Raw genomic sequence first — 24,878 nt, 5'->3', positions numbered from 1 at the left:
GTCGAGGCCGAGGCCCCCGCCACCGCCGAGGAGGCCCCGAAGGCTCCCCGCAAGCGCGCCACCGCCAAGAAGACGGCAGCCGCCGTGGCGCCGGACGCGTCCGAGCCGCAGACCGCGGCGCCGGCCCGTCGGCGCACGGTGAAGAAGGCCGTCTCCCCGGCCGCCGCCGAGGCGCCGGCCGAGGAGGCGCCGAAGGCGCCGCGCAAGCGCGCCGCGAAGAAGGCCGCCCCGGCCCAGCCGGAGGCGTGACGCTCCGCCCGGACCTCCGGGCATGACGGCGGCCCGGCCCCCACCAGGGGCCGGGCCGCCGTCGTCGTACCGGCGTCCGCCCTCCGGTTACAGTCCTTGCATGAGCAAGCCCCGCTCCCTGGCCCTCCCGCCGGGCACCCGCGCCCGCCGCCTCGACACCGTGCGCGGCGCGTTCGCCGTGCTCGACACGGCGGCGGCGGGCGAGCGGCGCGGGACGGTGCTGATGCTGCCCGGGTACACCGGCAGCAAGGAGGACTTCCTGGCGCTGCTCGGCCCGCTGGGCGAGGCCGGGTACCGCGTCGTCGCCGTCGACGGGCGCGGTCAGAACGAGTCGTACGGCCCCCGGGGCCGGGCCGCCTACCGCCGCCGCGCGCTCGCCCTGGACGCGGTCGCGCAGGCCCTCGCGCTGGGCGACGGGCCGGTGCACCTGCTCGGCCACTCCTTCGGCGGGATCGTCGCCCGTTCGGCCGCGGTGCTCGCCCCGCGCGCCTTCCGCTCGCTGACGCTGCTCTCCTCCGGTCCCGGCCGGGTCGCCCGCCCGCAGCGGGTCCGGATCCGGGCGCTGCGGGCCGGCCACGCGCTGCTGGCGAAGGACCGGGTGTGGCGGACGACGCGCTGGCTGGACAGCCGGGGCGAGGCGCCCGACGGGGCCCTCGACTCGGAGGAGGTGCTGGGCTTCCTGCGGCGCCGCTGGATGCTGACGAAGGTCGCCCAGCTGTCCGGCACGGGACGGCTGCTGCTGCGCGACCCGGACGGCGCGGCGGAGCTGGCCGGCCTGGCGATGCCCGTGCACCTGGCGTACGGCTCCGAGGAGATGGTCTGGCCGCCGGCCGAGCTGGCGGCGGCCGCAGCCCGCACCGGCGCGCACCACACGGTGGTGGAGGGCGCGGGCCACTCCCCGAACGTCTCGCACCCGCACGAGCTGGCCGAGCGGCTCGCCGCCTTCTGGCAGCGGGTGGACGCGCCCTCCCGCGAGGCGGCGGGCCTCAGTACTGCGCCCTGAGGTGCTGCCAGAACCCGTCGCGCAGGGCGCGGCGCAGGGCGCCGTGGCCGCGCAGTGAGCGGCTGAGCCGGTTCTCGGCCTCGACGAGGAGGTCCTGGTCGTAGGCGGCGGGGAGGTACGGGTCGCCGGGCAGGAGTTCCGCGAGCCGGTCGCGGCCGCGTTCGCCGAGCCAGGTGGCGGCGATCTGGGCGCCGACGAAGCGGACCTCGTCGCGGGAGGGCGGCGGCTCGGCGTCGTTCTCGTACATCGTGACCGGGCGGCGGGTGACGTACGGCCTGCAGAAGTCGAGGTCGAAGGTGCGCTGGCTGTCGACCTCCCAGAGCAGGGCCTCGGCCTGGTTGGGGCCGTCGGCGGCCTCGATGCCCCAGAGGTGGACGCGGGCGCCGTAGCCCTGGGCGGCCTCGACGGCGGAGACCAGGTCCTCGTCGCCGCCGACGAGGGCGGCGTCGCTGATGGCGCGGTGGCGGGCGAGGGACTCCAGGTCGGAGCGGATGAGGGAGTCGACGCCCTTCTGCTGGTTGTTGGCGTTGAGGTTGCCGAGGCGGACCTTGACGTCGGGGAGCTCGGCGATGGACTGCTGCTCGGGAGTGTGGATGCGGCGGCGGGCGCCGTCGTACCAGTAGACGCGGAGCAGCCGGCTGTCGGCGAAGATCGTGCGGGCGGTGTCGATGAACGCCTCGATGAGGCCCTCGGCGTCCAGGTCGTAGGAGCGCCGGTCCTCGGTGCCGGTCACCAGCAACCCGGCGGAAGCATGGACGTAACCGGCGTCGACGAAGATGGCGTGGGTGGACGGGGTCTTCGCGACCTCGGCCAGCATCCGCAGCAGGAGCTCGTTGGTGCGCTCCAGGCGGGCGTCGAGCGCGGCGAGGGCTTCGGTGGGCGGTGCGGGGTTCATGGCGTCGTTCATCAGCCCTCATTGTCCGTCGTCGGCTCGGCTACCCGCCAGTAGTTAGCCATCCGAAAATTTTCCTTAGCGTAAGGAATGTTCTGGATGGTTCCGCTGTTGGACACATACGTACGCCAGTTCTCCGTCATGGAGGATCAACTCGGACGAAGGGAGAAGCCATGCGCTTCGAAATCCTGCGACTCGATGACGTCGACGGCACGCCCGTCGACTCGACCGTCGTGGACGCCGCCTCCGTCAACCGGATCGTGCAGCAGGCCGCAGCGATCGGCCAGCGCATCTGGATCCGCCCCGCAGAGACCTCCGCCTCGTAACGGGGCAGGTCCACACCACGCACCGCGCCCCCGCGCGGACTCCGCTCAGGCGGAATCCGCACGGGGGCGCAGTGGTGTCCGGGCCCGGGTCAGGCGCCCTGGATCACCTGGGTGACGCCGTTGATGATCTGCTGCACGGCGATCGCGGAGAGCATCATGCCGGCGAGCCGGGTGACGAGGACGACGCCGCCGTCCTTGATGACGCGGATGATCCCCAGCGAGAAGCGCATGGCCAGCCAGAGGACGACGTGCATGGCGGCGATGGCGGTCCAGACGGAGACCTGCGCGGCGGCGCTGTCGGCGTGCTGGACGGCGAGGATGACGGAGACGATGGCGCCGGGGCCGGCGAGCAGCGGCATGCCGAGCGGGACGAGGGCGACGTTGACGTCCTTGGTCTGCTTCGGCTCGTCGGTCTTGCCGGTGAGCAGGTCGAGCGCGATGAGCAGCAGCAGGAGGCCGCCCGCGATCATCAGGGCGGGGACGGAGACGTGCAGGTAGGCCAGGATCTGCTGGCCGAGGATGCCGAAGACGGTGATGACGCCGAAGGCGACGGCGACGGCCTGCCAGGCCATCCGGCGCTGGACCTTGGCCGGGCGGCCGGAGGTCAGCGCGAGGAAGATCGGCGTGATGCCGGGCGGATCCATGATCACGAAGAGGGTGAGGAAGAGCGAGCCGAAGACGGCGACGTCGAACACGGTGGGGTGCCTTGCGGTGAGGGTCGAACGGTGGGGTGGGGGCACCGGACCGGAATATGAGATTCCGGAACCGGGGCGGGAGTGCCCCGCCCCCGCGCGTCGGGCGCGCGGGGCCACGGGGGCGGTACGAGGAGGGACCGGAGCGGGCGGGAGTCCCCTGCCGACGCGGCACGGGTCGGCGCGGGACGACCCGGCACGACGACGCGCGGGCCCGGCGCGGCACGTCGCCGCGCGCGGGAAGGGCTCCCGGGGGATCCGGTCCCGGTCTAGCCGGCGAGCGCTCCGCCGGCGCCGGGGACGGGGAAGGCGCCGGTGGCACGGCGGGTGATCTCGCCGTAGATCTCGGGGTCGGTGGTGTACTCGCCGAGCCGGCAGGTCTTGCGGCTGCCGTGGTAGTCGCTGGAGCCGGTGACCAGCAGGCCCAGCTCCTTCGCGAGCCCGCGCAGCCGCGCGCGGGTGGGCTCGTCGTGGTCCATGTGGTCGACCTCGATGCCGTCGAGCCCGGCCTCGGCGAGCGCGGCGATCGCGGACTCGGGCACGACCCGGCCGCGCTTGACGGCACCCGGGTGGGCGAAGACGGTGACGCCGCCGGCCGCCTTCACGAGCCGGATCGCGTCCACCGGGTCCAGCTCGTGCTTCTGGACGTGCGCGCGGCCGCCGTCGGCGAGCCACTCGGCGGTGAAGGCCCCGGAGACGTCGGGGACGACGCCCAGCTCGACCAGGGCCTCGGCGACGTGCGGGCGGCCCACGGAGCCGTCTCCGGCGATCCGCTCGACCTGCTCCCAGGTGACGGGGACGCCGAGCTCCCGGAGCCGGGCGACCATGGCCCGGGCACGCGGCACGCGGTCGTCGCGGACCAGCTCGCGCTCGGCGAGGAGGGCGGGTTCCGCGGGGTCGAAGAGGTAGGCGAGCATGTGCAGGCCGATGCCGTCGAGGCGGCAGGAGAGCTCGGCGCCGGGGACGACGGTCAGCCCCTCGGGCGCGGCGGCGATCGCCTCGGCGTGCCCGCGGGTGGTGTCGTGGTCGGTGAGCGCGACGACGTCGAGTCCGGCCGCGGCGGCCGCCAGCACCAGCTCGGCAGGGGTGTCGGTGCCGTCGGAGGCCGTGGAGTGGCTGTGCAGGTCGATGCGCACGACGCGGTTCTCCAGGGGCTCGGCACGGACGTGTGACGCTCCAGCATAACGGGAGATACACCCCCTGCTGTACGGATCTCAGCCAGCACGCGCCCATTACGCGCCCGGGGGCGCGCCGCCCCTCAGCCGAGCAGGCGCGGGGTCAGGGCGCCGCAGGGCAGGAGGTCGACCTCGGAGCCCGCGTCGCGGAGGTCGGTGAGGACGAGTTCGTCGTACATCAGGAGGCCGGACTGCTCGGGCCAGACGATGGCCCAGAGCCACAGCCCGCGGGCCTCGCCGGCGAAGACCGCCCGGTCGTGGGGGGTGCCGGTGACGTGCCAGAGGGGGGTGGGGCGGCCCGCGGCGAGGACCTTGGCCGCGGGCGGCTTGTCGATGGCCATGCCGGAGCCGGGGTCGGGGCCGTCGATGCCCGCGTACCGGGCGCCGAGGCCGACGCCCAGCTCCTCGGCGACGAGCAGCAGCTCGCCGATGCCGCCGAGCGGGCCGGGGCCCGAGCAGGCGACGGCGGTGGCGCGTCCGCCGCTGCGGTCGTCACCGGCGTACGCGACGCCGGTGAAGAGCCAGCCGACGGGCAGCGGCCAGGGCATCCAGACGGGCACGTGGGAGCGGTGCACGACGACACCGAGGCCTTCGATGCTGGGCGGGATCACCGGCTGGAGCGGGTGCACGGGTCCGTGTACGTCGCACTGCCAGGAGTCGGAGAAGAGACCGGGCGTCCTGACCCGCCCACCGCACTTCGGACAACTGGGTTCGCCCCTCATAGGGCTCAACGGTCCTCCCGCGCGCGCCTCCCGTCAAGGACGGCCGCGGTCGATCACCCGTCCGGCCGGGAGCGTTCACCCCGGCGCGCGCCGCCCCTCAGTCCAGGGCGACGGAGCCGCGCAGCGGGTCGCGCAGGTCCGTGCCCTTCGCGAGCCAGCGCTCCTCCAGGGCCTGCGCGCCGTGCACCCGTTTCCAGGCGGCCTCGTTCGGCGTCATCGGCAGCAGCGGCAGGAAGCGCACCGGGTCCTTCGGCGCGTCGAGCTCCAGGTCCTCCACGAGCCCGCCGGACTCCGCGACGAGCACCGAGCTGAAGCCGGCGCCCGGCCAGAGCGGCTCGCCGAGGTCCAGCGAGGCGCCGGGAGCCACGACCACGCCCTCCACCTGGGGGGTGGCGGCGAGCACCGCGAGCGGACGCAGCACCTTGTCGGTGTCGGCGCGCCCGAGGCGCACGGTCAGGACGAGCTCGGCGCGCGGGCCCTTGACGGGGTCGGCGAGGGCGGCGGTCGGGTCGGCCATCGGGGCGGCGGACATGCCGAGCGTGGCGTAGCGGACGAGCCCGGCGTCCGCGTCGACGAAGCGGAGCACCTCGATCCGGTCGGTGCCGAGGAAGGTCACCGCGGCCCACGCGTCCGGTTCGCCCAGGGCCGTGCGCAGCCGGGCCTCGACCAGTGCAAGAACTTCTCCCATGCGGCGAGCATAGATCGCGTGAGGAAGGGGCAAAGTAAGGGATTGACCCTCGGTCGGCTGATAGTGTTGGCCACTGGTCGGGTTTCCCGACTGTGCGTCACACGTCATCCCTCACGAGGGACCGGCCGGAGGAGGTGGGACTGCGATGGACCGAAGTCGATCGGGCAGTACCAGCCGCTCTTCCGCCGCACCGCACCCCCGATCGGTGCGTTCCCCCCTCCGGTGACACCGGGTCCCCGAACCGCGGACCCCCTTCTCCGGCATCGCGTACGACGGAAGAGCATCCCCTCTTTGCCTGTCTGAGTTGCGAACGCCGTCACCGCGATCCTCCGGTGCCGCCCGCTTTGTGGACGACGTGCCTCTCCCGTCCTCATTCCGGGTTGCGCCACGCTCGCCGACGGCCTGTCCGTGAAGGAGCACGCCCATGTCGATGATCCGTGACCTGCGCGCCGCCGTTCGGCCCAGCCTGCGTCCGAGCCTGCGCAAGACCCCGACCACGTACACGAACTACGACCCGACCCGCGACCACACGGCCTCCAGCGCCATCGTCGACTGCGCGGTCTACCGCGACGGCCGGCGCATCGACGACCGCGCCTGCCTCACCCCGCGCGGCGCGATGTCGCGGGTGCGGGAGTCCGGCGGCTTCGTCTGGATCGGCCTGCACGAGCCGACCGAGGCCGAATTCGCCGGTATCGCGGCCGAGTTCGGGCTCCACCCGCTCGCCGTCGAGGACGCCGTCCACGCCCACCAGCGGCCCAAGCTGGAGCGGTACGACGACACCCTCTTCACCGTCTTCAAGACGATCCACTACGTGGAGCACGCCGAACTCACCGCCACCAGCGAGGTGGTGGAGACCGGCGAGGTGATGTGCTTCACCGGCCCCGACTTCGTCATCACCGTCCGGCACGGCGGCCAGGGTTCGCTGCGCAACCTCCGCCACCGGCTCCAGGGCGAGCCCGAACTCCTCGCCAAGGGCCCCTCGGCCGTGCTGCACGCCCTCGCCGACCACGTCGTCGACGGCTACATCGCGGTCGCCGACGCCGTCGAACTCGACATCGACCAGCTGGAGATCGACGTCTTCTCACCCGCCGCGAAGGGCTCCACGCGCGGCACCGACACCGGCCGGATCTACCAGCTCAAGCGCGAGGTCCTGGAGTTCAAGCGGGCCGTCACCCCGCTGCAGCGCCCGATGCAGCTGCTCTCCGAGCGGCCGATGCGCCTGGTCGACCCCGACATCCAGAAGTACTTCCGGGACGTCGCCGACCACCTCGCCCGCGTCCAGGAGCAGGTCGTCGGCTTCGACGAGCTGCTGAACTCGATCCTCCAGGCCAACCTGGCGCAGGCGACCGTCGCGCAGAACGAGGACATGCGCAAGATCACCTCGTGGGCGGCGATCGTCGCCGTCCCCACGGCGGTCTGCGGGGTCTACGGCATGAACTTCGACCACATGCCGGAGCTGCACTGGAAGTACGGCTACCCGATGGTCCTCGGCGGCATCGCCGTCATCTGCTTCGCGATCCACCGCACCCTGAAGCGCAACGGCTGGCTCTGACGGGCCTGCCGATAGGCTGCGGGCCATGACTGAAGAGCTGTTCCTCGTCGAGGAGGCCACCAAGAAGTCCGGCCTCGTCTGGGTCCGGGGCACCGGGCCCGCCCGGGCGCTCTGGCACGTCTGGCACGACGGCGCCGCCCACGTGGTGGGCGACGGCCCCGGCGAGCAGCCGCTGCCCGGTCTCGCCGACGGCGCCACCGCCGAGGTCACCGTCCGCAGCAAGGACAAGGGCGGCCGGATCGTCTCCTGGACGGCCGCCGTGCGCCAGCTGACCCCCGGCACCGAGGAGTGGGACGCGGCCGTCGCCGAGCTGAAGGGCAAGCGGCTCAACGCCCCCGACGGCGAGGCCATGCCCGAGCGGTGGGCGCGCGAGTGCCGCGTGCTGCGCCTCGATCCGCGCGCCGCCACCACCGCGCTGCCCGACGGCTCGCTCGCCGCCGTCCCCCTGTCGTCCCCGGCGACCACCCGCCGACCGGTCCCGGCCGCCCTGCCGAAGCTGCTCTTCCGCCGCGGGAAGAAGCGCTGACGGAAGCGGCGTCACTCCTCGGACAGACCCCGCGGGGCCGTCCCGAAGGGGTTGTCGATCGCGTAGCGCCACCGGCCGTCGGCGCCGCGCCGGGCGACGTCGGTCGCGGTGCCCCCGACGCGGACCGGCCGGCCGTCGGGGCCGGTGCCCTCGACGACCCAGTCCACCACCAGCAGCGCCAGGCCTCCGGTGGCGTGCACGGAGCGCGGGCGGACCGAGACCGGGACGCCCAGGGCCTGGAGACGGGCGTTGGCGGCGTGCAGCGCGGGCCCGGCGAGCGGGGCGCCGCCCGGCCCCGCGGCCAGCACCGCGCCCTCCTCGTAGACCTCGGCGAGCGCCGCCGGGTCGCCGCTGTTGAAACGGGCCGCGAAGACGGCCGGCACGTCCTCCGGCCGGGTCGCGAGGCCGGGCACCGCCCCGGACCGGGACGGGGGCGGGGGCGGGGCTTCGGGCAGGGCCGCCGAGCGGCTTTCGGGCCGGGTTCCGGGCATGGCTGACGGGGTCCTTCCGGGCGGGGAGAATCGGACTCCCGACACGCTAGGAGGCGGTCTCGTGACTCACCGAACGGTTGGCCACCCGCCGGGGCTCCCGGACCACGACCCCCGCGCCCGCGTCGACGCACCCGCCCCCGACTGCCCGGTGGAGATCACCCTCGCGGCCCTGCGCGGCCGCTGGACCACCCTGGTCGTCCGCGAACTCCTCGGCGGCGAGCGCGGCTACGGCGAGCTGCGGGAGGCACTGCCGAGGCTCTCCGACAAGGTGCTGTCGGAGCGCCTCGCGCAGCTCGCCGAGGCGGGCGTGGTGACGCGGACACGGCACCCGGGCTGGCCGCCGACCGTGCGGTACGCGCTCACGCCGCGCGGCCGGGAGCTCGGGCCGGTGCTCCAGGCGCTGTGGGACTGGGGCGCGGCGGCCGGCTGAGTCCGGTTCAGGCGCGGGGCAGCTGGCGGCCGTAGTCGAGGGTCTCCTCGCGGTCGGGCTCGGCCAGCGGGAAGTCCTTGTCCCACTCGGAGAGGACGACCAGGCCCGCGCCGCCGCCGCGGGCGAACCGGAGCGGGTACGGCGAGCCCTCCAGGGCCACGTCGAGGATGCCGCCCTGGCCCTCCGCGCCGCCCTTCACCTTCACCGTGCGGACGCCGCCGATCTGGTCCCGGTCGCCCTTGACGACCTCGCCGTGCAGCCCGATCAGACCGCGCAGCAGCGGGTCCATCTCCGTGAAGCCGCGCAGCTGCTTGTACGAGGGGTCGTCGCTCGGCACCTTCACGTACTTGTCGTCGAGCTTGTCCGCGGCCTCCGCGTCGGCCTCGGTCGGCTTGCCGTCGCCCTCCCCCTCGTGCGACCAGAAGCCGGCGTCGGCCTTGAGGTAGAGCGCGTCGCCGACCCGCAGCAGCTCGAAGGTGCTGTTCTTCGTGGTCACCGAGCCGGTGGCGCCGTTCTGCTTCAGCCGCATGTCCAGCTTGAAGGTGCCGCCCTTGCTGACCAGGGTGCCCGCGAGCCGTACCGCCTTCGCGGCGTCCGCCGCCGTGCGGGCCTCCCGCTCGATCTCCGGCGCCGACAGCTTCCCGACGCCGTTCGTCCCCGCGTCCGGGTCGGGCTCGGAGCCGCAGGCCGTCAGACCCACCGTCAGCCCCGCGCACAGCGCCAGCGGCACGGCCGCCCGGCGGAACCGGCCCGCGGGGGACGTGCGGGCGCGTGCCGACGGCACGGACGGGATACGCGATGACGGGGTGCGGACGGCCACCTGCGCTGCCTCTCGTTCTGCGGTGCGGGGGGAACGGGGCCCCGGCCGCGCACACAGGGCGGGAGGGGCCGCCGGGGTCGGCCGGACGGGCCGGCCGGTGCCGGTGGGGGGCGGCAGACCGCAGCGTACCCGGGCGGGCCCGGCGCCCCCGCAGGCAGCCGGACGGCGGCGCTGCCGGAGCGGGGCGGAACACCACGGGCTAGCCTGAACCCTGCGGAGTCGTCATGAGACACCGCAAAGGCCGCGAAGCCCCCGGGCGGCGCGGCGACCCGGATCGTGCGGCACCGAGGAGGCCCGAGGCATGGCGGCAGGCGCCCCCCGGATCTTCGTCTCCCACCTCGCCGGCGTCGCCGTCTTCGACCCCGTCGGCGACCAGGTCGGCCGGGTCAGCGACCTGGTGGCGATGCTCAGGGTCGGCCGCCGCCCGCCCCGGCTGCTCGGCATGGTCGTCGAGGTGCTGAGCCGGCGCCGGGTCTTCGTCCCGATGACCCGCATCACCGGCGTCGAGTCCGGCCAGGTCATCACCACCGGCGTGGTCAACATGCGGCGCTTCGAGCAGCGGCCCACCGAGCGGCTGGTCCTCGGCGAGCTCCTCGACCGGCGGGTGACGCTCGTCGAGACCGGCGAGGAGGTCACCGTCCTCGACGTCGCCATCCAGCAGCTCCCGGCCCGCCGCGACTGGGAGATCGACCGGGTCTTCGTCCGCCGCGGCAAGGGCGGGGCGCTGCGCCGCAAGGGGGAGACGCTCACCGTGGAGTGGTCGGCCGTCACCGGCTTCTCCCTGGAGGAGCACGGGCAGGGCGCCGAGAGCCTGGTCGCCACCTTCGAGAAGCTCCGCCCGGCCGACCTCGCCAACGCGCTGCACCACCTCTCCCCCAAGCGGCGCGTCGAGGTCGCCGCCGCGCTCGACGACGACCGGCTCGCCGACGTCCTGGAGGAGCTGCCCGAGGACGACCAGGTGGAGATCCTCGGCAAGCTGAAGGAGGAGCGGGCCGCCGACGTCCTGGAGGCGATGGACCCCGACGACGCCGCCGACCTCCTCAACGAACTGCCCGAGGAGGAGAAGGAACGGTTGCTCACCCTGATGCGGCCGGACGAGGCGGCCGACGTGCGCCGGCTGATGTCGTACGAGGAGCGGACGGCCGGCGGTCTGATGACGACCGAGCCGATCGTGCTGCGCCCGGACGCCACGGTGGCCGACGCGCTCGCCCGCGTGCGGCAGCAGGACCTGTCGCCGGCGCTGGCGGCGCAGGTGTACGTGTGCCGGCCGCCGGACGAGACGCCGACCGGGAAGTACCTGGGCACGGTGCACTTCCAGCGGCTGCTGCGCGACCCGCCGTTCACGCTGGTCGGTTCGCTGGTCGACAGCGACCTGCCGCCGCTGGGCCCGGACACCGCGCTGCCCGCGGTGACCAGCTACTTCGCCGCGTACAACCTGGTGGCGGCGCCGGTCGTGGACGAGAGCGGTTCGCTGCTCGGCGCGGTCACCGTCGACGACGTGCTCGACCACCTGCTGCCGGAGGACTGGCGGGAGACCGAGTTCCACGAGGAGGGGGTGCGCGGTGGCTGAGCGGGCACAGGACCGGGACCGCGAACGGGAGCGGCCGCCGCTCCCCCGCATCCGGCTCGACCTGCCGCGCGAGCGCCGCGCCAGGCTGCTGCCGGAGTACGACCCGGAGGCGTTCGGCCGGCTCTCGGAGCGGATCGCCCGGTTCCTGGGGACGGGGCGGTTCCTGGTCTGGATGACGCTGACGATCATCGTCTGGGTGGCGTGGAACATCTTCGCCCCGCCGGCGCTGAAGTTCGACGAGTACCCGTTCATCTTCCTGACGCTCGCGCTGTCCCTCCAGGCCTCGTACGCGGCTCCGCTGATCCTGCTCGCGCAGAACCGGCAGGACGACCGGGACCGGGTGAACCTGGAGCAGGACCGCAAGCAGAACGAGCGCTCGATCGCCGACACCGAGTACCTGACGCGGGAGATCGCGGCGCTCCGGATGGGCCTGGGCGAGGTCGCCACGCGGGACTGGATCCGCTCCGAACTCCAGGACCTGGTGAGGGAGCTGGAGGAGCGCGGACGGGAACGCGATCTATTCCCGCCGGACGGCGAGCGGCGGAGTGACGTACCCGACCGTTGACAGCCCTTTCATGGCTACGTGGTCGTCGCCGTACCATCAGACCTATGGCTACGGAAGACGCGGTGCTCGAGGCACTGGCGACGGTGAACGACCCCGAGATCAATCGTCCGATCACTGAGCTCGGCATGGTCAAGTCGGTGGAGATCGAACCCGACGGCAAGGTCGCGGTGACGGTCTACCTGACGGTCTCCGGCTGCCCGATGCGCGACACCATCACGCAACGCGTCACCGAGGCCGTCTCCCGGGTCGAGGGCGTGACCGGCGTCGACGTGACGCTCGACGTGATGAGCGACGAGCAGCGCAAGGAGCTGGCGGCGGCGCTGCGCGGCACCACCGCCGAGCGCGAGGTGCCCTTCGCGAAACCGGGCTCGCTGACCCGGGTGTACGCGGTGGCGTCCGGCAAGGGCGGCGTCGGCAAGTCCTCGGTGACGGTGAACCTGGCGGCGGCGATGGCCGCGGACGGCCTGAAGGTCGGTGTCGTCGACGCCGACATCTACGGTCACAGCGTGCCCCGCATGCTGGGCGCGGACGGCCGTCCGACCCAGGTCGAGAACATGATCATGCCGCCGTCGGCGAACGGCGTGAAGGTCATCTCCATCGGCATGTTCACCCCGGGCAACGCGCCCGTGGTGTGGCGCGGCCCGATGCTGCACCGCGCGCTCCAGCAGTTCCTCGCGGACGTGTACTGGGGCGACCTGGACGTCCTCCTGCTCGACCTGCCGCCGGGCACCGGCGACATCGCGATCTCCGTCGCGCAGCTGGTGCCGAACGCGGAGATCCTGGTCGTGACGACCCCGCAGCAGGCGGCGGCCGAGGTCGCCGAGCGGGCCGGCTCGATCGCCGTGCAGACCCACCAGAAGATCGTCGGCGTCGTCGAGAACATGTCGGGCCTGCCGTGCCCGCACTGCGACGAGATGGTCGACGTCTTCGGCACGGGCGGCGGCCAGCTGGTCGCGGACGGCCTGACGAAGACCACGGGCGCCACCGTCCCGGTCCTCGGCCAGATCCCGATCGACGTGCGCCTGCGCGAGGGCGGCGACAACGGCGAGCCGGTCGTCCTCTCCGACCCCGACTCCCCCGCGGGCTCCGCCCTGCGCGCCATCGCCGGCAAGCTCGGCGGCCGCCAGCGCGGCCTCTCGGGCCTGAGCCTGGGCATCACGCCGCGCAACAAGTTCTGAGACACGGCGAAGGGCGCCCCGCGCGGGGCGCCCTTCGCCGTACCCGGGACCTCAGGCGTACAGTCCCAGGTCCTTGATCTGCGCGAAGCCGAGCCCGTACGCGCTCATGCCCCGCCCGTACGCCCCCAGGTGCACGTCCCCGGCGGAGCCGGCCAGCACCCAGCCGAACTCGGACTCGCGGTAGTGGAAGGGCACCGGCACCCCGTCGACCGGCAGCGACAGCGCGGTCCAGGAGGGCCCGTCGAGGTCGTCCGCGAGCTCGAAGGCCGTCTCGGTCTGCTGGTCGAGCCAGTGGTCGCGCAGCGCGTGGTCGAGCGAGGCGGGCCAGGTGTGGGCGAGCAGTCCGGAGCCGGCCAGCCAGGCCGCGGAGGAGACCGTGGTGGCGTCGAGCACACCCGTGCCGTCGCCGGTGCGCCGCACGGGGTTCGCGGCGACCGTCACGACGACGGCGAACCGCTCCTTCTCCGTGCCGGCGACCTCGGACTTTATCGACGGCTCGTCACCGTGGCCCACCGAGCCGTGCTGGACGGTGCCGTCCGCCGCCGTGCCGATCTGCATCAGCCGGCGGGGCCCGGTGAACGCCTCGTCGAGCCCGTACCAGGCGAAGGGCGCGCGCAGAAACCCCTCGGCTTCCACCCGACTCGTCGTCTTCATTCCGGCCGCCTCCTCGTTCCGTCAACTCAAGGAGGATAGCGACCGACCGGTGACGCCCCGTGTCAGGTCGCGTCGGAGTCGTACGGAGGGCGTTCGGGAGCGGCCGGCCGGTCCTGCTTCTTCATCAGGTCGGGCGCGGAGCCGTTGACCGCCGCGGGGGCCGCGGCGGGCGAGGGCGCGGGGGCGCTCTCGCGGCCGTTCACCGCGTCGGCGACCTCGTTCATCTCCTTGCGGAGGTCGAAGGTCGAGCGGAGCTCCTTGAGCTCGCCGAGGTCCTCGTTGCCGTCGAGCTGCTTGCGGATGAAGGTCTTCGGGTTGAGGTCCTCGAACTCGAAGTCCTTGAACTCCGGCCCCAGCTCGCTGCGGATGTCCTCCTTGGCGCTGTCGGAGAACTCCCGGACCTTGCGGATGAAGCGCGAGACGTCCTGGACGACCTTCGGCAGCTTGTCCGGCCCGAAAACGAGCACGGCGAGGACGATGAGCGTCACCAGCTCGAGTGCGCCTATGTCGCTGAACACCTAATAGCTCCTTCACGCCGGACCAGGGCGGCCCGGACCACGGTACCCGCCCGGGCTGCCGGACGGGTACCTTGCGATGTCCGCCACATGTACTCGGGCAGGTCCTCAGGTGCCCTGGGCGGAGCCGAGCGTGACCGTCCTGGTCAGCTCGCGGCCGTCACGGGTCAGGGTGAGGGCGAGGGCGTCGCCGGGGCGGTGGGCGCGGATCTTCACGATCAGCTCCTCGCCGTTGTGCACCCGCTGGCCGTCGACCTTGGTGATGACGTCGCCGGGGCGCAGACCCGCCTTGGCGGCGGGGCCGTCGGGGGTGACGGCCGGCGTGCCGTCCTTGCCCTTGTCGCCGACGCGGGCGCCGTCTCCGTTGAACTGCATGTCGAGGCTGACGCCGATGACCGGGTGGGTGGCCTTGCCGGTGTTGATGAGCTCCTCGGCGACCCGCTTGCCCTGGTTGACCGGGATGGCGAAGCCGAGGCCGATGGAGCCGGCCTGGCCGCCGCTGCCGCCGTCCCCGTCGCCGGAGCCGCCGCCCGCCGCGCGGATGGCGCTGTTGATGCCGATGACGCGGCCCTTGCCGTCGAGGAGGGGGCCGCCGGAGTTGCCGGGGTTGATGGGCGCGTCGGTCTGGAGGGCGTCGACGTAGGAGATGTCGCTGCCGTCGCCCTTCTCGCCGCCGGCGGTGATGGGGCGCTCCTTGGCGCTGATGATGCCGGAGGTGACCGTGTTGGAGAGGTCGAAGGGGGCGCCGATGGCGACGACGGGGTCGCCGACGCGGACGTCGTCGGAGTTGCCGAGCGGGAGCGGCTTGAGGCCGGTGACTCCGGTGACCCGGACGACGGCGAGGTCGTAGCCGGTGTCCTTGCCGATGAGCTTGGCGGAGGCGGTCTCGCCGCTGGAGAAGGTGACGGTGATGTCGCCGGAGGTGGCGGCGGCGTCGACGACGTGGTTGTTGGTGAGGATGTGGCCGCGGTTGTCGAGGACGAAGCCGGTGCCGGTGCCGGCCGAGCCGCCGCCGCTGACGTGCAGGGTGACGACGCCGGGCAGGGCGGCGGCGGCGATGCCGGCGACGCTGTCGGGCGCGCGGTCGGTGGTCCCGGCCCCGGACTGCGGCAGTTCGACGGTGCCGAGGTCGATGCTGCCGTTGCGCTCGATGTAGGCGCCGACGCCGCCGCCGATGACGCCGGTGACGAGGGCGAAGAGGAGGGCTCCGGCGAGGGCGAGGCCGCGCCGGGACTTCTTCCGCGCGGGCGGGGCCACGGGCGCGTGGCCGGCGCCCCAGGGGTCGTACTGGCCCCAGGCCTGCGGCGGCACCGGCGCCTGCGGCGGCGGGACGGCGGCCTGCGGGGCGGGCAGGGGCGCGGCGGGCCGCTGCACCGGCGGCGCGGGCGCCCAGGGCCCGGGCTCGCCGTAGGGCGGCGTCCGGTACTCGTCGGGCTCGTGCAGGGGCCGCGCGGCGGGGGCCCCGTCGCGTACGGGCTCCGCCGGGGCGGGCGCCGCTTCGGGGGCCGCGGGGGCCTCGGGGACCTCGGCGGGCGCCGCTCCAGGGGCCGTGGGGGCGGCGGCGGGCACGGCGGCCGCCGGCTCCTTCGTCGTGTCGGCCCCGGGAGCGGCGGGCGTCTCCGCGGCCGGCTCCGCCGCCTGCCCGGGCGGGGCGGGCTCGGCCGGATCCGGGGCCTGGAGCGGGAAGTCGTCCGCCTCCGCCGGGGGCGGCGTGGGTATCCGCGCCGCCTCCGGGGGCGTCGAGGGCCGGCTCCACCAGTTCGGCTTCCCGTCGTTCATGCTCTCCCCGCAACCGCTGACCCGTGGGCGCCCGGTGGTTCGGACGCCCTGACCCAGGATTCAACCAGGTCGGAGGTCAGCGGGGGGAGCCCGACGGGAGGCCGGGCGGGCTCGGCGCCGGGCTGGGCACCGGGCCGAGGGCCAGCTGGAGCGCGGGGGCCGTCGGGCGTATGAACGGCGAGAGGGCGAGGAGCGACTGCGCCTGCGCCGCCGCCCGGAACCGCGCCGCGGTCACCGGTCCGGCCCGCTCCACGTCCGCCGGGACCGCTCCCGAGGGGACGGTGCCGCCCGGGACCAGCGGGGCGCCGACGAGGGCCTGGGCACCGTCGGGGGAGCGCTCGGAGCGGTCCGAGCGCCCGGTGACGGAGCCGGAGCCCGTGCCGGGGCCCGCGGAGGCGCCCGCGCGCAGCGGGGTGACCGCGGTGCCGGTGCCCTGCCCGCCGCGCGCGGCGGCGGTGAGGGAGCTCTCGACGGGGACGGCGCCGCCGAGGGCGATGGCCGCGAAGGACACCGCGCCGGCGGCGGCGACGGCGAAGCGCCGGCCGCGGCCCGACGGGGCGGTGACGGCGTGGACCCGGAAGCCGGAGCCGGTGTCGGGCGCGGCGGGGGGCGCGGTGGCGAAGCCGTCGCTCTTCACGCCGCCGGCTTCGAGGAGCTGTTCCAGCGGGGAGCGCCCGGGGTCGCCGGGGCCGCCGGGGAGTCCCTGGAGGCGGGCGAGGAAGCCTTCGGAGGGCTGGGGGGCGCCGCTGGAGGCGAAGACGTTCTTCAGGGCCCGCTGCGCGTCGGCCTCGGCCTTGCAGCGGGCGCAGGTGGCGAGGTGGGCGAGGACCCGCTCGCGGGTGTCGTGGCCGAGCTCGCCGTCGACGAGCGCGGCGAGCCGGTCCCCGAGGTGGTGCTCGGCGGAGCCCGGGGACGGGGGACGGGTGCCGCTCACGCTGTCCCGGCCTCCCATCCGACGGTGGCCAGGGCGCGCTCGGCGCGGGCCCCGGGCGAACGGTGCTTGAGCGCCTTGCGGAGGTGGGAGCGGCCCCGGTGGATGCGGCTGCGGACGGTGCCGAGCTTCACGCCGAGGGTCGCGGCGATCTCCTCGTACGAGAGCCCCTCGATGTCGCAGAGGACGACGGCGGCGCGGAACTCGGGCGCCAGGGTGTCGAGGGCCTGCTGGACGTCGGCGTCGAAGTGGGTGTCGTTGAACGCCTGCTGGGGGGAGGGCTCACGGCTGGGGAGCCGCTCGGCGGCGTCGTCGGCGAGCGCGTCGAAGCGGATGCGCTGCTTGCGGCGGACCATGTCGAGGAACAGGTTGGTGGTGATGCGGTGGAGCCAGCCCTCGAAGGTGCCCGGGGTGTACGTCGACAGCGAGCGGAAGACGCGGACGAAGACCTCCTGGGTGAGGTCCTCGGCGTCGTGCTGGTTGCCGGTCAGGCGATAGGCGAGGCGGTAGACGCGACCGCTGTGCGTGCTGACGATCTCCTCCCAGGTGGGCGGAGTCCACGCCTGCGATTCCGCATCCGATGCGAAGGTCGCGGTGGTGGGTGCGGCGTCGGTGGTGTGGATCTGGTCAGCGGTGTCGGTCACGGATTTCGGCTCACCCGCCGACCTGAGGAGGCGACGCAGCGCCCCTCTCCGATCCACAGGCGCAGCCGCACCTCCCCTATCGGCTCTGGTGGTGTCCAGTGGAGCCCCTACCATAGCCACCTCGCCCGTCAGCTCCGGATAAGAATCTTTACGAGCTTTTGAACCGGCGTCGTCGGCCGCTTCGCGTGCTCGTCCCTCCCCTGGTGAACGCCCGGTCCCATCTGCGGGTTCCCGCTGACAGCGGATACAGTCACCGTTGCGCCAACTAAGGGGACAGGAGAGGGCCATTACCGCCAACCGGCAGACGGACTGGGCGCTCGCCGAGGCCTTTGTCGCCGAGGACGAGGCGCTGCGCTGGGCCCGTGAGCGGGCCCGCGAGGCAGGGCTGCCCTCGGTGTCGCCGGGCACCGGTGCGGCGCTGCGTCTGCTGGCCGCGTCGGCGGACGCGAAGGCGGTGGCCGAGATCGGTACGGGCACGGGCGTGTCGGGCATCTACCTGCTGCTCGGGATGCGCCCCGACGGCACCCTGACGACGGTGGACGTGCAGCCGGAGCACCAGCAGTTCGCGAAGACGGCGTTCCGGGCGGCGGGCTTCGCCGGCAACAGGGCGCGGTTCATCCCGGGCCGGGCCCTCGACGTGCTGCCGCGGCTCGCGGACGGCGGGTACGACCTCGTCTTCTGCGACGGCGACCGCGGCGAGTACCCGGACTATCTCGCTGAATCGTTGCGCCTGCTGCGACCTGGGGGTCTCGTCTGCTTCGAGGGCGTCTTCGCGGACGGCCGGACGGTCGACTCCGGCGCCCAGCCGGCCGAGGTGCAGCGGGTCCGGGAACTGCTGCGCACGGTCCGGGAGAGCTCCCAGCTCCTCCCGACCCTGCTGCCGGTGGGCGACGGCCTGCTGTGCGCGGTCCGCCGCGGCTGAGCCCCCTCCTTCCGGACACCCCCGCGGCCCCCGGTCCCCCGCCCCCTCCGGCCCCCGAACCCTCCTCGCGGATACGCCACCGCCCCGGTGCGGCGGGGCCGTACCGGGGCGGTGGGATCAGGAATAAGGGAGGGTCAGCCGACGACCTTCTTCAGGGCGTCACCGAGCGCCTCGGCCTCGTCCGGGGTCAGCTCGACCACGAGCCGACCGCCGCCTTCGAGCGGAACGCGCATGACGATGCCCCGCCCCTCCTTGGTCACCTCGAGCGGGCCGTCACCCGTCCGCGGCTTCATGGCCGCCATGCTCGTTCCCCTTCCTGAAACCAGCTCATCTTCAGCCGGGCAGCTCCGTACCACGGAGCACGCCTCACCGGCTTCGAACACATTGCTTCCAGGTCATTATCCCGCATCGCAGGACCCGATGACCAACATCGATCGGCATCGCTTGCGCAACGCGCTCTCGCAAAACCCCACATTTCGGCGCCGGGCCTGCGATACTTCGCCGCCGCGGGTCGCTCCGCGGGCCCCGAATCTTTGACGCAGCTCACATGGGCGGTACGGGTGATCTCCGTCATGCTGGGCTGATCAGCCCATCCACGAGACGAAGGGGTCCCGATGGCCGACACGGTCCTGTACGAAGTGCGCGACGGACTCGCCACCATCACGCTCAACCGGCCCGAGGCCATGAACGCGCTGAACATCGCCGCCAAGGTGGCGCTCCGGGACGCGGCCGAGGCGGCCGCCGCCGACCCGGCGGTCCGCGCGGTGCTGCTGACCTCCGCGGGCGACCGGGCGTTCTGCGTCGGCCAGGACCTCAAGGAGCACGTCGGCCTGCTGCTCCAGGACCAGGAGTCGGGCACCAGCGCCACGATGACCACGGTCCGGGACCACTACAACCCGATCGTCCGCGCGCTCACCGGCATGAAGAAGCCCGTGATCGCCGCGGTCAACGGCGTCGCCGCCGGCGCCGGCTTCGGCTTCGCGCTCGCCGCGGACTACCGGATCGTCGCCGACACCGCCTCCTTCAACACCTCCTTCGCGGGCGTCGCGCTCACCGCCGACTCCGGCGTGTCCTGGACGCTCCCCCGCCTCATCGGCCAGAGCCGCGCCTCCGACCTGCTGCTCTTCCCGCGCACGCTCACCGCGCAGGAGGCGTACGACCTGGGCATCGTGAACCGGCTGGTGCCCGCCGCCGACCTGCCCGCCGAGGCCCTGAAGCTGGCCCGCCGGCTCGCCGAGGGTCCGACCGTGGCGTACGCGGCCCTCAAGGCCTCCGTCGCCTACGGCGCCGACCACTCCCTCGACGAGGCCCTCGACAAGGAGGACGAGCTCCAGACCCTCGCCGGCGCCTCCGAGGACCACGCCATCGCCGTCCGCGCCTTCCTGGCGAAGGAGAAGCCGAAGTACCTCGGCAGGTGACCGGGGCGGAGTCCCGGAGCGGGCGTCAGCGCCCGCCCCGGGACGCGCAGTCCGCGAGGTGGTCGTCGACCAGGCCGCAGGCCTGCATGAGGGCGTACGCCGTCGTCGGGCCGACGAAGCGGACGCCCTTCTTCTTGAGGGCCTTCGACAGGGCCGTCGACTCGTCGGTGATCGCCGGGACCTCCGCGAGGGTGCGCGGGGCCGGGCGGCTCGCCGGATCGGGGGCGTACGACCAGATCAGCGCGTCCAGGTCGCCCGGCGACCAGTCGGCGAGCAGCTTCGCGTTGGCGAGGGTCGCGTCGATCTTGGCGCGGTTGCGGATGATGCCCTCGTCGGCGAGGAGCCGCTCGCGGTCGGCGTCCCCGAAGGCGGCGACGGAGGCGATGCGGAAGCCCTTGAAGGCGCGCCGGAAGCCCTCGCGGCGGCGCAGGATCGTGATCCAGGACAGGCCCGACTGGAAGGCCTCCAGGCAGAGCCGCTCGAAGAGGGCGTCGTCGCCGCGGACCGGGCGGCCCCACTCCTCGTCGTGGTAGGCGGTGTAGTCCTCCGCGGAGAGGCCCCAGGGGCAGCGCACCACCCCGTCCGGGCCGGGAATCGCCCCGCTCATCGCTCCTCGCCCTCCGTCGCCTCGCCGCCCGCCCTCGCACCGGCGAGGGCCGCCTCCAGCTCCGCGATCCGGGCGTCGCGCTCGGCGAGCTCGGCCGAGAGCCGGTCCAGGACGTCGTCCACGTCCTCCATCCGGTAGCCGCGGGCGGCGACCGGCAGCCGGAGCGCCTCGACGTCCGCGCCGTCGACCGGGCGGCTCAGCGGCAGCGGGTCCACCAGCTGCTCGGGGGCCACCTCGGGCAGCACCTCGCTGTCGCCGCCGCCGACGACGGCGAGGGTCACCGCCGCGACGACCACGACCATCGTGATGAGCAGAAACCAGAACACCAGCGCGCCTCTCCCCGGAGTGGAAAACGTCCCGTGCCGATCGTGCCACGCGCCACCGACGGTTAGGGTCACAGACGAGCAGGTGAGCGGCGGCGAGGGAGGACATAAGGGATGTTGCGCTTGGGACGGCGTGAGTTCGGGCCGCACGAGCCGGTGATCATGGCGATCGTGAACCGGACGCCGGACTCCTTCTACGACCAGGGGGCGACCTTCCGCGACGAGCCGGCGCTCGCGCGGGTCGAGCGGGCGGTCGCCGAGGGCGCCGCGATCATCGACATCGGCGGGGTCAAGGCGGGCCCCGGCGAGGAGGTCACGGCCGAGGAGGAGGCCCGCCGCACGGTCGGCTTCGTCGCGGAGGTCCGCCGCCGCCACCCCGACGTGGTCATCAGCGTGGACACCTGGCGGGCGGACGTCGGCGAGGCGGTGTGCGAGGCCGGCGCGGACGTGCTGAACGACGCGTGGGGCGGCGTCGACCCCCGGCTCGCGGAGGTCGCCGCGAAGTACGGCGCCGGCCTCGTCTGCACCCACGCGGGCGGCGCCGAGCCGCGGACCCGGCCGCACCGGGTCGCGTACGACGACGTGATGGCCGACATCCTGCGGGTCACCGTGGGCCTCGCCGAGCGGGCCGTCGCGCTGGGCGTGCGGCGCGACGGGATCATGATCGACCCGGGCCACGACTTCGGGAAGAACACCCGGCACAGCCTGGAGGCGACCCGCCGCCTCGGCGAGATGACGGAGACGGGCTGGCCGGTCCTCGTCTCCCTGTCCAACAAGGACTTCGTCGGCGAGACCCTGGACCGGCCGGTCAAGGAGCGGGTCCTCGGGACGCTGGCGACCACCGCCGTCTCGGCCTGGCTGGGTGCCCGGGTGTACCGGGTCCACGAGGTCGCCGAGACGAAGCAGGTCCTGGACATGGTCGCGACGATCGCGGGCCACCGCGAGCCGGCGGTGGCCCGGCGCGGCCTGGCCTGAGCCCGGCCCCGCCGGTCCGGGGCCCGTCCGGGCCGGTCCGCCGGACGGCCCCCGGACCGTCCCTTCCGGATCGTGCCGGGCTCACGGCGCCCGGCACGATCCGGAAGGCCCTAGCGGCCGACCTCCTTGGTGACGAGCGTGACCGCCTCTTCCACGTCGTCCGTGACGTGGAAGAGGAGCAGGTCGCGCTCGCTCGCCTTGCCGCCCGCGACGACCGAGTCGCGCAGCCAGTCCACGAGGCCCTTCCAGTACTCCGTGCCGAAGAGCACGATCGGGAAGCGGGTCACCTTGCGGGTCTGCACCAGGGTGAGCGCCTCGAAGAGCTCGTCGAGGGTGCCGAGGCCGCCGGGCAGGACGACGAAGCCCTGCGCGTACTTCACGAACATCGTCTTGCGGACGAAGAAGTACCGGAAGTTCACGCCGATGTCGACGTGCGGGTTGAGCCCCTGCTCGAAGGGGAGCTCGATGCCGAGGCCGACCGAGATGCCCCGCGCCTCCCGGGCCCCCTTGTTGGCCGCCTCCATGGCGCCCGGACCGCCGCCCGTGATGACCGCGAAGCCGGCCTCGACGAGCGCCCGGCCGATGCGCACGCCCGCCTCGTACTCGGGCGAGTCCGGCTTCGTGCGGGCCGAGCCGAAGACGCTGATCGCGCTCGGCAGTTCGGCGAGCGCGCCGAAGCCCTCCACGAACTCGGACTGGATGCGCATGACCCGCCAGGGGTCGGTGTGCACCCACTCCGAGTCGCCCTCGGTGTCGAGCAGCCGCTGGTCCGTGGTGCCCGGCTGGACCTGGTCCCTCCGCCTCAGCACCGGACCCAGCCGCTGCTCCTCCGGCTTCGCCATTCCCTCGGGAATGCCCATGGCCTGCTCCCTCCGCCGTTCCGCGATCTTTGCTGTTGGGTCAGCGTAGGACCACCGAGGTGACGAAACACGAAATTACGGGAGACGGGTGGTCAGCCAGTCGCGGAGCCGTGCCTCGCAGTGGTGGATCCGGTCCACGTGGACGTGCTCGTCCCGCTTGTGCGCGTAGATCGGGTCGCCGGGGCCGTAGTTGACCGCGGGCACGCCGAGCGCGCTGAAGCGGGAGACGTCGGTCCAGCCGAACTTCGGCATCGCGGTGCCGCCGACCGCCTTCATGAAGGCCTCGGCCGCCGGGTGGGAGAGGCCGGGCAGCGCGCCGGGGCTCTCGTCGTCGACGACGAACTCGGCGATGTCGCACTCCGCGAAGACCTCGCGGACGTGCGCGAGCGCCTCGGCCGGCGAGCGGTCGGGGGCGTACCGGTAGTTGACCGTCACCGAGCAGGCGTCGGGGATGACGTTGGTGGCGACACCGCCCTCGATCGCGACCGCGTTGAGGCCCTCGTGGTACTCCAGGCCGTCGATGACCGGCTTGCGCGGCTCGTACGCGGCGAGGCGGGCGAGGATCGGCGCGGCGGTGTGGATGGCGTTGGAGCCCATCCAGGAGCGGGCGGAGTGGGCGCGCTCGCCGGCCGTGCGCAGGATGACGCGGAGGGTGCCCTGGCAGCCGCCCTCGACCTGTCCGTCGGAGGGCTCCAGGAGGACCGCGAAGTCTCCCTCCAGCCAGTCGGGGTGGGCGGCGGCGATCTTCCCGAGGCCGTTGAGGTCGGCGGCGACCTCCTCGTTGTCGTAGAAGACGAAGGTGAGATCGCGGTTGGGCTCCGGCACCGTCGCGGCGATCCGCAGCTGCACGGCGACCCCGGACTTCATGTCGGAGGTGCCGCAGCCCCACAGGACGCCGTCCGCGTCGAGTTGGGACGGGACGTTGTCGGCGATCGGGACGGTGTCGATGTGGCCGGCGAGGACGACCCTCTCGGCGCGGCCGAGGTTCGTCCGGGCGACGACGTTGTTGCCGTACCGGTCGACGGACAGGTGGGGCAGGGCGCGCAGGGCCTGCTCGATGGCGTCGGCGAGCGGCTTCTCGGTCCCGCTGACGGACGCGAAGTCGACGAGGGCGGCGGTCAGCGCGGCCCCGTCCCGGGCGAGGTCGAGCGAGGTCTCCTGGGCAGTCTCCTGCGGGGTGATGTCAGCCATATGCCGACCCTAACCCGGCCTCCAGTACGGTGGGCCCCGTGTCCGACTCCCCCCGCCCCGCCCGTCGTGGCCGACTCGCCCGTTCGGCCGCCGCCCTCGCCGTCCTGTGCGGCCTCGCGTCGTACATCGCGGTCCACCAGATGACCGGCAGCAAAGGCGCGCCGCGGTGCGCCGTGGGCAGCGGGGACCAGCGGTACGAGTTCACCCCCGAGCAGGCGTCGAACGCGGCGACGATCGCGGCGGTCGGCACCTCCCGCGGCCTGCCGGAGCGGGCCGTCACGATCGCGCTCGCGACCGCCCTGCAGGAGTCGGCGCTCCGGAACATCGAGCACGGCGACCGGGACTCGCTCGGCCTCTTCCAGCAGCGGCCGTCCATGGGCTGGGGCACGCCGGAGCAGATCATGGACCCGGTGTACTCGGCCGGGAAGTTCTACGAGGGCCTGGAGAAGGTCCCCGGCTACTCGCGGATGCCGCTGACGGTGGCGGCGCAGAAGGTCCAGAAGAGCGGCTTCCCGCAGGCGTACGCCAAGCACGAGCCGGACGCGACGCTGCTGTCGGCGGCGCTGACGGGCCGGGCGCCGGCCTCCCTGTCGTGCACGGCGGACATCAAGGACGGCCGCCCCGGCGACCCCGCCTTCGTCCGTACGGAGCTGGTGCGGGCCTTCGGCGACTCCGCGGCGCCCACCTCCGTCTCCGGCGGGGCCGGCGCGGGACGCTCCGCGACGGAACCGGCCGTCCTCGTCGTCCCCGTCGGCGACGGCTCCGACCGGCGCGGGTGGGAGCTGGCGCAGTGGGCGGTCGCGCGGGCGGCGACGCTGCGGGTCGCGGAGGTGTCGTACGGGGGGAAGGTGTGGCGGGCGGACGACTCGGGGGGCGGCTGGTCGGCGGCCCCCGGTGCGGGCGACGCCGCCCCCAAACCCCCCACGGTCCGCCTCCGCCTCACCCCCTGACCCACCGGCGCGGGGACGCCCCTCGCGCGGTCGCCGTCGTCCCTGCGGCTGCGCCGTCCTCCCTGTGGACACGCACGCCCGCCGTCCCTGCGGGCCGCGCCCCGTCGCCGGGCCCAGGCTTTCCGGGCCTGGACCCGCACCTGCTGTGCGGCGCCGTACGGGTGCGGGTCCAGGCACAGGAGCGGAAGCACCCGCAGAGGGTGCCGTTCCGTTGTGCCCACCCTCCCCCG

At 73.9% G+C, this 24,878-nt stretch carries 30 protein-coding genes; 13 read left to right on the top strand and 17 right to left on the bottom strand.

Annotated features, from left to right (window positions below; genetic code table 11):
- The coding region (locus tag IE245_RS10840; RefSeq protein WP_373305305.1) for a hypothetical protein at window positions 1–249 on the top strand (249 nt) is incomplete at its 5' end.
- Window positions 250–349: 100 nt separating this feature from the next.
- The gene (locus tag IE245_RS10835) at window positions 350–1,252 is read left to right on the top strand and encodes an alpha/beta fold hydrolase (RefSeq protein WP_189946577.1); all 903 of its coding nucleotides are present in this window, start codon (window positions 350–352) and stop codon (window positions 1,250–1,252) included.
- Here the strand turns inward: IE245_RS10835 and IE245_RS10830 are convergent.
- Window positions 1,236–2,159 (bottom strand): NYN domain-containing protein, encoded by a 924-nt coding sequence (locus IE245_RS10830; protein ID WP_229851203.1) that lies wholly within the window; start codon window positions 2,157–2,159, stop codon window positions 1,236–1,238. The two genes, IE245_RS10835 and IE245_RS10830, sit on opposite strands and share 17 nt — an antisense overlap.
- 158 nt (window positions 2,160–2,317) lie before the next feature.
- Between IE245_RS10830 and IE245_RS10825 the strand changes: the two genes are divergently transcribed.
- Window positions 2,318–2,470, top strand: a complete 153-nt coding sequence (locus IE245_RS10825) for a DUF8834 family protein (protein ID WP_106978848.1) — start codon at window positions 2,318–2,320, stop codon at window positions 2,468–2,470.
- A gap of 89 nt (window positions 2,471–2,559) precedes the next feature.
- Here IE245_RS10825 and IE245_RS10820 read toward each other — a convergent pair whose 3' ends face one another.
- From IE245_RS10820 to IE245_RS10805, 4 genes are all read right to left on the bottom strand, one after another.
- Entirely contained in the window at window positions 2,560–3,165 is a 606-nt protein-coding gene (locus tag IE245_RS10820) for a MarC family protein (protein WP_189946576.1), read from the bottom strand.
- A 266-nt stretch (window positions 3,166–3,431) separates the two neighbouring features.
- A complete protein-coding gene (locus IE245_RS10815) occupies window positions 3,432–4,298 on the bottom strand; it encodes a PHP domain-containing protein (RefSeq protein ID WP_189946575.1) in 867 nt (288 codons plus the stop codon).
- Window positions 4,299–4,420: 122 nt separating this feature from the next.
- The gene (locus IE245_RS10810) at window positions 4,421–5,059 is read right to left on the bottom strand and encodes a DUF6758 family protein (RefSeq protein ID WP_189946574.1); all 639 of its coding nucleotides are present in this window, start codon (window positions 5,057–5,059) and stop codon (window positions 4,421–4,423) included.
- Window positions 5,060–5,156: 97 nt separating this feature from the next.
- On the bottom strand, window positions 5,157–5,747 hold the full coding sequence (locus tag IE245_RS10805; protein ID WP_189946573.1) for a suppressor of fused domain protein: 591 nt from the start codon (window positions 5,745–5,747) through the stop codon (window positions 5,157–5,159).
- A 424-nt stretch (window positions 5,748–6,171) separates the two neighbouring features.
- Here IE245_RS10805 and IE245_RS10800 point away from each other — a divergent pair, with 424 nt between their 5' ends.
- Window positions 6,172–7,299: a magnesium and cobalt transport protein CorA gene (locus IE245_RS10800; protein ID WP_189946572.1), complete on the top strand. Its 1,128-nt coding sequence runs from the start codon at window positions 6,172–6,174 to the stop codon at window positions 7,297–7,299.
- 25 nt (window positions 7,300–7,324) lie between these two features.
- Entirely contained in the window at window positions 7,325–7,825 is a 501-nt protein-coding gene (locus IE245_RS10795; RefSeq protein WP_189946571.1) for a hypothetical protein, read from the top strand.
- An 11-nt stretch (window positions 7,826–7,836) separates the two neighbouring features.
- On the opposite strand, the gene IE245_RS10790 is transcribed toward IE245_RS10795, so the two are convergent.
- A complete protein-coding gene (locus IE245_RS10790; protein WP_189946570.1) occupies window positions 7,837–8,316 on the bottom strand; it encodes a YybH family protein in 480 nt (159 codons plus the stop codon).
- A 61-nt stretch (window positions 8,317–8,377) separates the two neighbouring features.
- Between IE245_RS10790 and IE245_RS10785 the strand changes: the two genes are divergently transcribed.
- Window positions 8,378–8,746, top strand: a complete 369-nt coding sequence (locus tag IE245_RS10785; protein WP_229851202.1) for a winged helix-turn-helix transcriptional regulator — start codon at window positions 8,378–8,380, stop codon at window positions 8,744–8,746.
- Window positions 8,747–8,753: 7 nt separating this feature from the next.
- Here IE245_RS10785 and IE245_RS10780 read toward each other — a convergent pair whose 3' ends face one another.
- Window positions 8,754–9,530: a hypothetical protein gene (locus tag IE245_RS10780; RefSeq protein WP_229851201.1), complete on the bottom strand. Its 777-nt coding sequence runs from the start codon at window positions 9,528–9,530 to the stop codon at window positions 8,754–8,756.
- A 337-nt stretch (window positions 9,531–9,867) separates the two neighbouring features.
- Here IE245_RS10780 and IE245_RS10775 point away from each other — a divergent pair, with 337 nt between their 5' ends.
- Genes IE245_RS10775 through IE245_RS10765 form a run of 3 tightly spaced genes read left to right on the top strand, consistent with a single transcriptional unit; the run spans window position 9,868 to window position 12,879 of the window.
- Complete coding sequence (locus IE245_RS10775; RefSeq protein WP_189946568.1) at window positions 9,868–11,136, top strand: magnesium transporter MgtE N-terminal domain-containing protein; 1,269 nt, start codon at window positions 9,868–9,870, stop codon at window positions 11,134–11,136.
- Window positions 11,129–11,701: a DUF1003 domain-containing protein gene (locus IE245_RS10770; protein ID WP_189946567.1), complete on the top strand. Its 573-nt coding sequence runs from the start codon at window positions 11,129–11,131 to the stop codon at window positions 11,699–11,701. The genes IE245_RS10775 and IE245_RS10770 overlap by 8 nt, the downstream gene beginning before the upstream one ends.
- A 44-nt stretch (window positions 11,702–11,745) precedes the next feature.
- Window positions 11,746–12,879, top strand: coding sequence for an Mrp/NBP35 family ATP-binding protein (locus IE245_RS10765; protein ID WP_189946566.1), 1,134 nt, complete (start codon window positions 11,746–11,748; stop codon window positions 12,877–12,879).
- Window positions 12,880–12,930: 51 nt separating this feature from the next.
- On the opposite strand, the gene IE245_RS10760 is transcribed toward IE245_RS10765, so the two are convergent.
- From IE245_RS10760 to sigE, 5 genes are all read right to left on the bottom strand, one after another.
- Window positions 12,931–13,533 carry a hypothetical protein gene (locus tag IE245_RS10760; protein ID WP_189946565.1) on the bottom strand — a complete coding sequence of 201 codons (603 nt, stop codon included), beginning with the start codon at window positions 13,531–13,533 and terminating at the stop codon, window positions 12,931–12,933.
- A gap of 62 nt (window positions 13,534–13,595) precedes the next feature.
- The gene (locus IE245_RS10755; RefSeq protein WP_189946564.1) at window positions 13,596–14,051 is read right to left on the bottom strand and encodes a sec-independent translocase; all 456 of its coding nucleotides are present in this window, start codon (window positions 14,049–14,051) and stop codon (window positions 13,596–13,598) included.
- Window positions 14,052–14,156: 105 nt separating this feature from the next.
- Window positions 14,157–15,827, bottom strand: a complete 1,671-nt coding sequence (locus IE245_RS10750) for a S1C family serine protease (protein WP_189946563.1) — start codon at window positions 15,825–15,827, stop codon at window positions 14,157–14,159.
- Window positions 15,828–15,903: 76 nt separating this feature from the next.
- Window positions 15,904–16,761 carry an anti-sigma factor family protein gene (locus IE245_RS10745; protein ID WP_229851200.1) on the bottom strand — a complete coding sequence of 286 codons (858 nt, stop codon included), beginning with the start codon at window positions 16,759–16,761 and terminating at the stop codon, window positions 15,904–15,906.
- A complete protein-coding gene (sigE, locus tag IE245_RS10740; protein WP_189946561.1) occupies window positions 16,758–17,516 on the bottom strand; it encodes an RNA polymerase sigma factor SigE in 759 nt (252 codons plus the stop codon). Before sigE ends, IE245_RS10745 begins: the two co-directional genes overlap by 4 nt.
- Before the next feature lie 142 nt (window positions 17,517–17,658).
- Between sigE and IE245_RS10735 the strand changes: the two genes are divergently transcribed.
- A complete protein-coding gene (locus tag IE245_RS10735; RefSeq protein ID WP_189946560.1) occupies window positions 17,659–18,324 on the top strand; it encodes an O-methyltransferase in 666 nt (221 codons plus the stop codon).
- Window positions 18,325–18,458: 134 nt separating this feature from the next.
- Here the strand turns inward: IE245_RS10735 and IE245_RS10730 are convergent, their stop codons facing one another.
- Window positions 18,459–18,626: a DUF3117 domain-containing protein gene (locus tag IE245_RS10730; protein WP_009997451.1), complete on the bottom strand. Its 168-nt coding sequence runs from the start codon at window positions 18,624–18,626 to the stop codon at window positions 18,459–18,461.
- Between the two features lie 312 nt (window positions 18,627–18,938).
- Here IE245_RS10730 and chcB point away from each other — a divergent pair, with 312 nt between their 5' ends.
- Entirely contained in the window at window positions 18,939–19,742 is an 804-nt protein-coding gene (gene chcB, locus IE245_RS10725; protein WP_189946559.1) for a 2-cyclohexenylcarbonyl CoA isomerase, read from the top strand.
- Window positions 19,743–19,767: 25 nt separating this feature from the next.
- Here the strand turns inward: chcB and IE245_RS10720 are convergent, their stop codons facing one another.
- Together IE245_RS10720 and IE245_RS10715 are read right to left on the bottom strand one after the other, a co-directional pair.
- The gene (locus tag IE245_RS10720; protein WP_189946558.1) at window positions 19,768–20,349 is read right to left on the bottom strand and encodes a DNA-3-methyladenine glycosylase I; all 582 of its coding nucleotides are present in this window, start codon (window positions 20,347–20,349) and stop codon (window positions 19,768–19,770) included.
- Window positions 20,346–20,675: a DivIVA domain-containing protein gene (locus IE245_RS10715; RefSeq protein WP_189946557.1), complete on the bottom strand. Its 330-nt coding sequence runs from the start codon at window positions 20,673–20,675 to the stop codon at window positions 20,346–20,348. Before IE245_RS10715 ends, IE245_RS10720 begins: the two co-directional genes overlap by 4 nt.
- A 111-nt stretch (window positions 20,676–20,786) precedes the next feature.
- On the opposite strand from IE245_RS10715, the gene folP reads away from it, so the two are divergent.
- Entirely contained in the window at window positions 20,787–21,647 is an 861-nt protein-coding gene (gene folP, locus IE245_RS10710; protein ID WP_189946556.1) for a dihydropteroate synthase, read from the top strand.
- Between the two features lie 110 nt (window positions 21,648–21,757).
- Here the strand turns inward: folP and IE245_RS10705 are convergent, their stop codons facing one another.
- Both IE245_RS10705 and dapE read right to left on the bottom strand, forming a co-directional pair.
- A complete protein-coding gene (locus IE245_RS10705; protein ID WP_189946555.1) occupies window positions 21,758–22,507 on the bottom strand; it encodes an LOG family protein in 750 nt (249 codons plus the stop codon).
- Between the two features lie 75 nt (window positions 22,508–22,582).
- Window positions 22,583–23,698: a succinyl-diaminopimelate desuccinylase gene (gene dapE / locus IE245_RS10700; protein ID WP_189946554.1), complete on the bottom strand. Its 1,116-nt coding sequence runs from the start codon at window positions 23,696–23,698 to the stop codon at window positions 22,583–22,585.
- Window positions 23,699–23,727: 29 nt separating this feature from the next.
- On the opposite strand from dapE, the gene IE245_RS10695 reads away from it, so the two are divergent.
- Entirely contained in the window at window positions 23,728–24,648 is a 921-nt protein-coding gene (locus IE245_RS10695; RefSeq protein ID WP_189946553.1) for a VldE C-terminal domain-containing protein, read from the top strand.
- The last annotated feature ends 230 nt before the right edge of the window (window positions 24,649–24,878 follow it).

The organism is Streptomyces roseolus (genome assembly GCF_014649855.1).
Lineage (GTDB): Bacteria > Actinomycetota > Actinomycetes > Streptomycetales > Streptomycetaceae > Streptomyces > Streptomyces roseolus.
The sequence above is the reverse complement of the archived record's forward strand: the minus strand, read 5'-3'. Positions and strand labels throughout refer to the sequence as shown.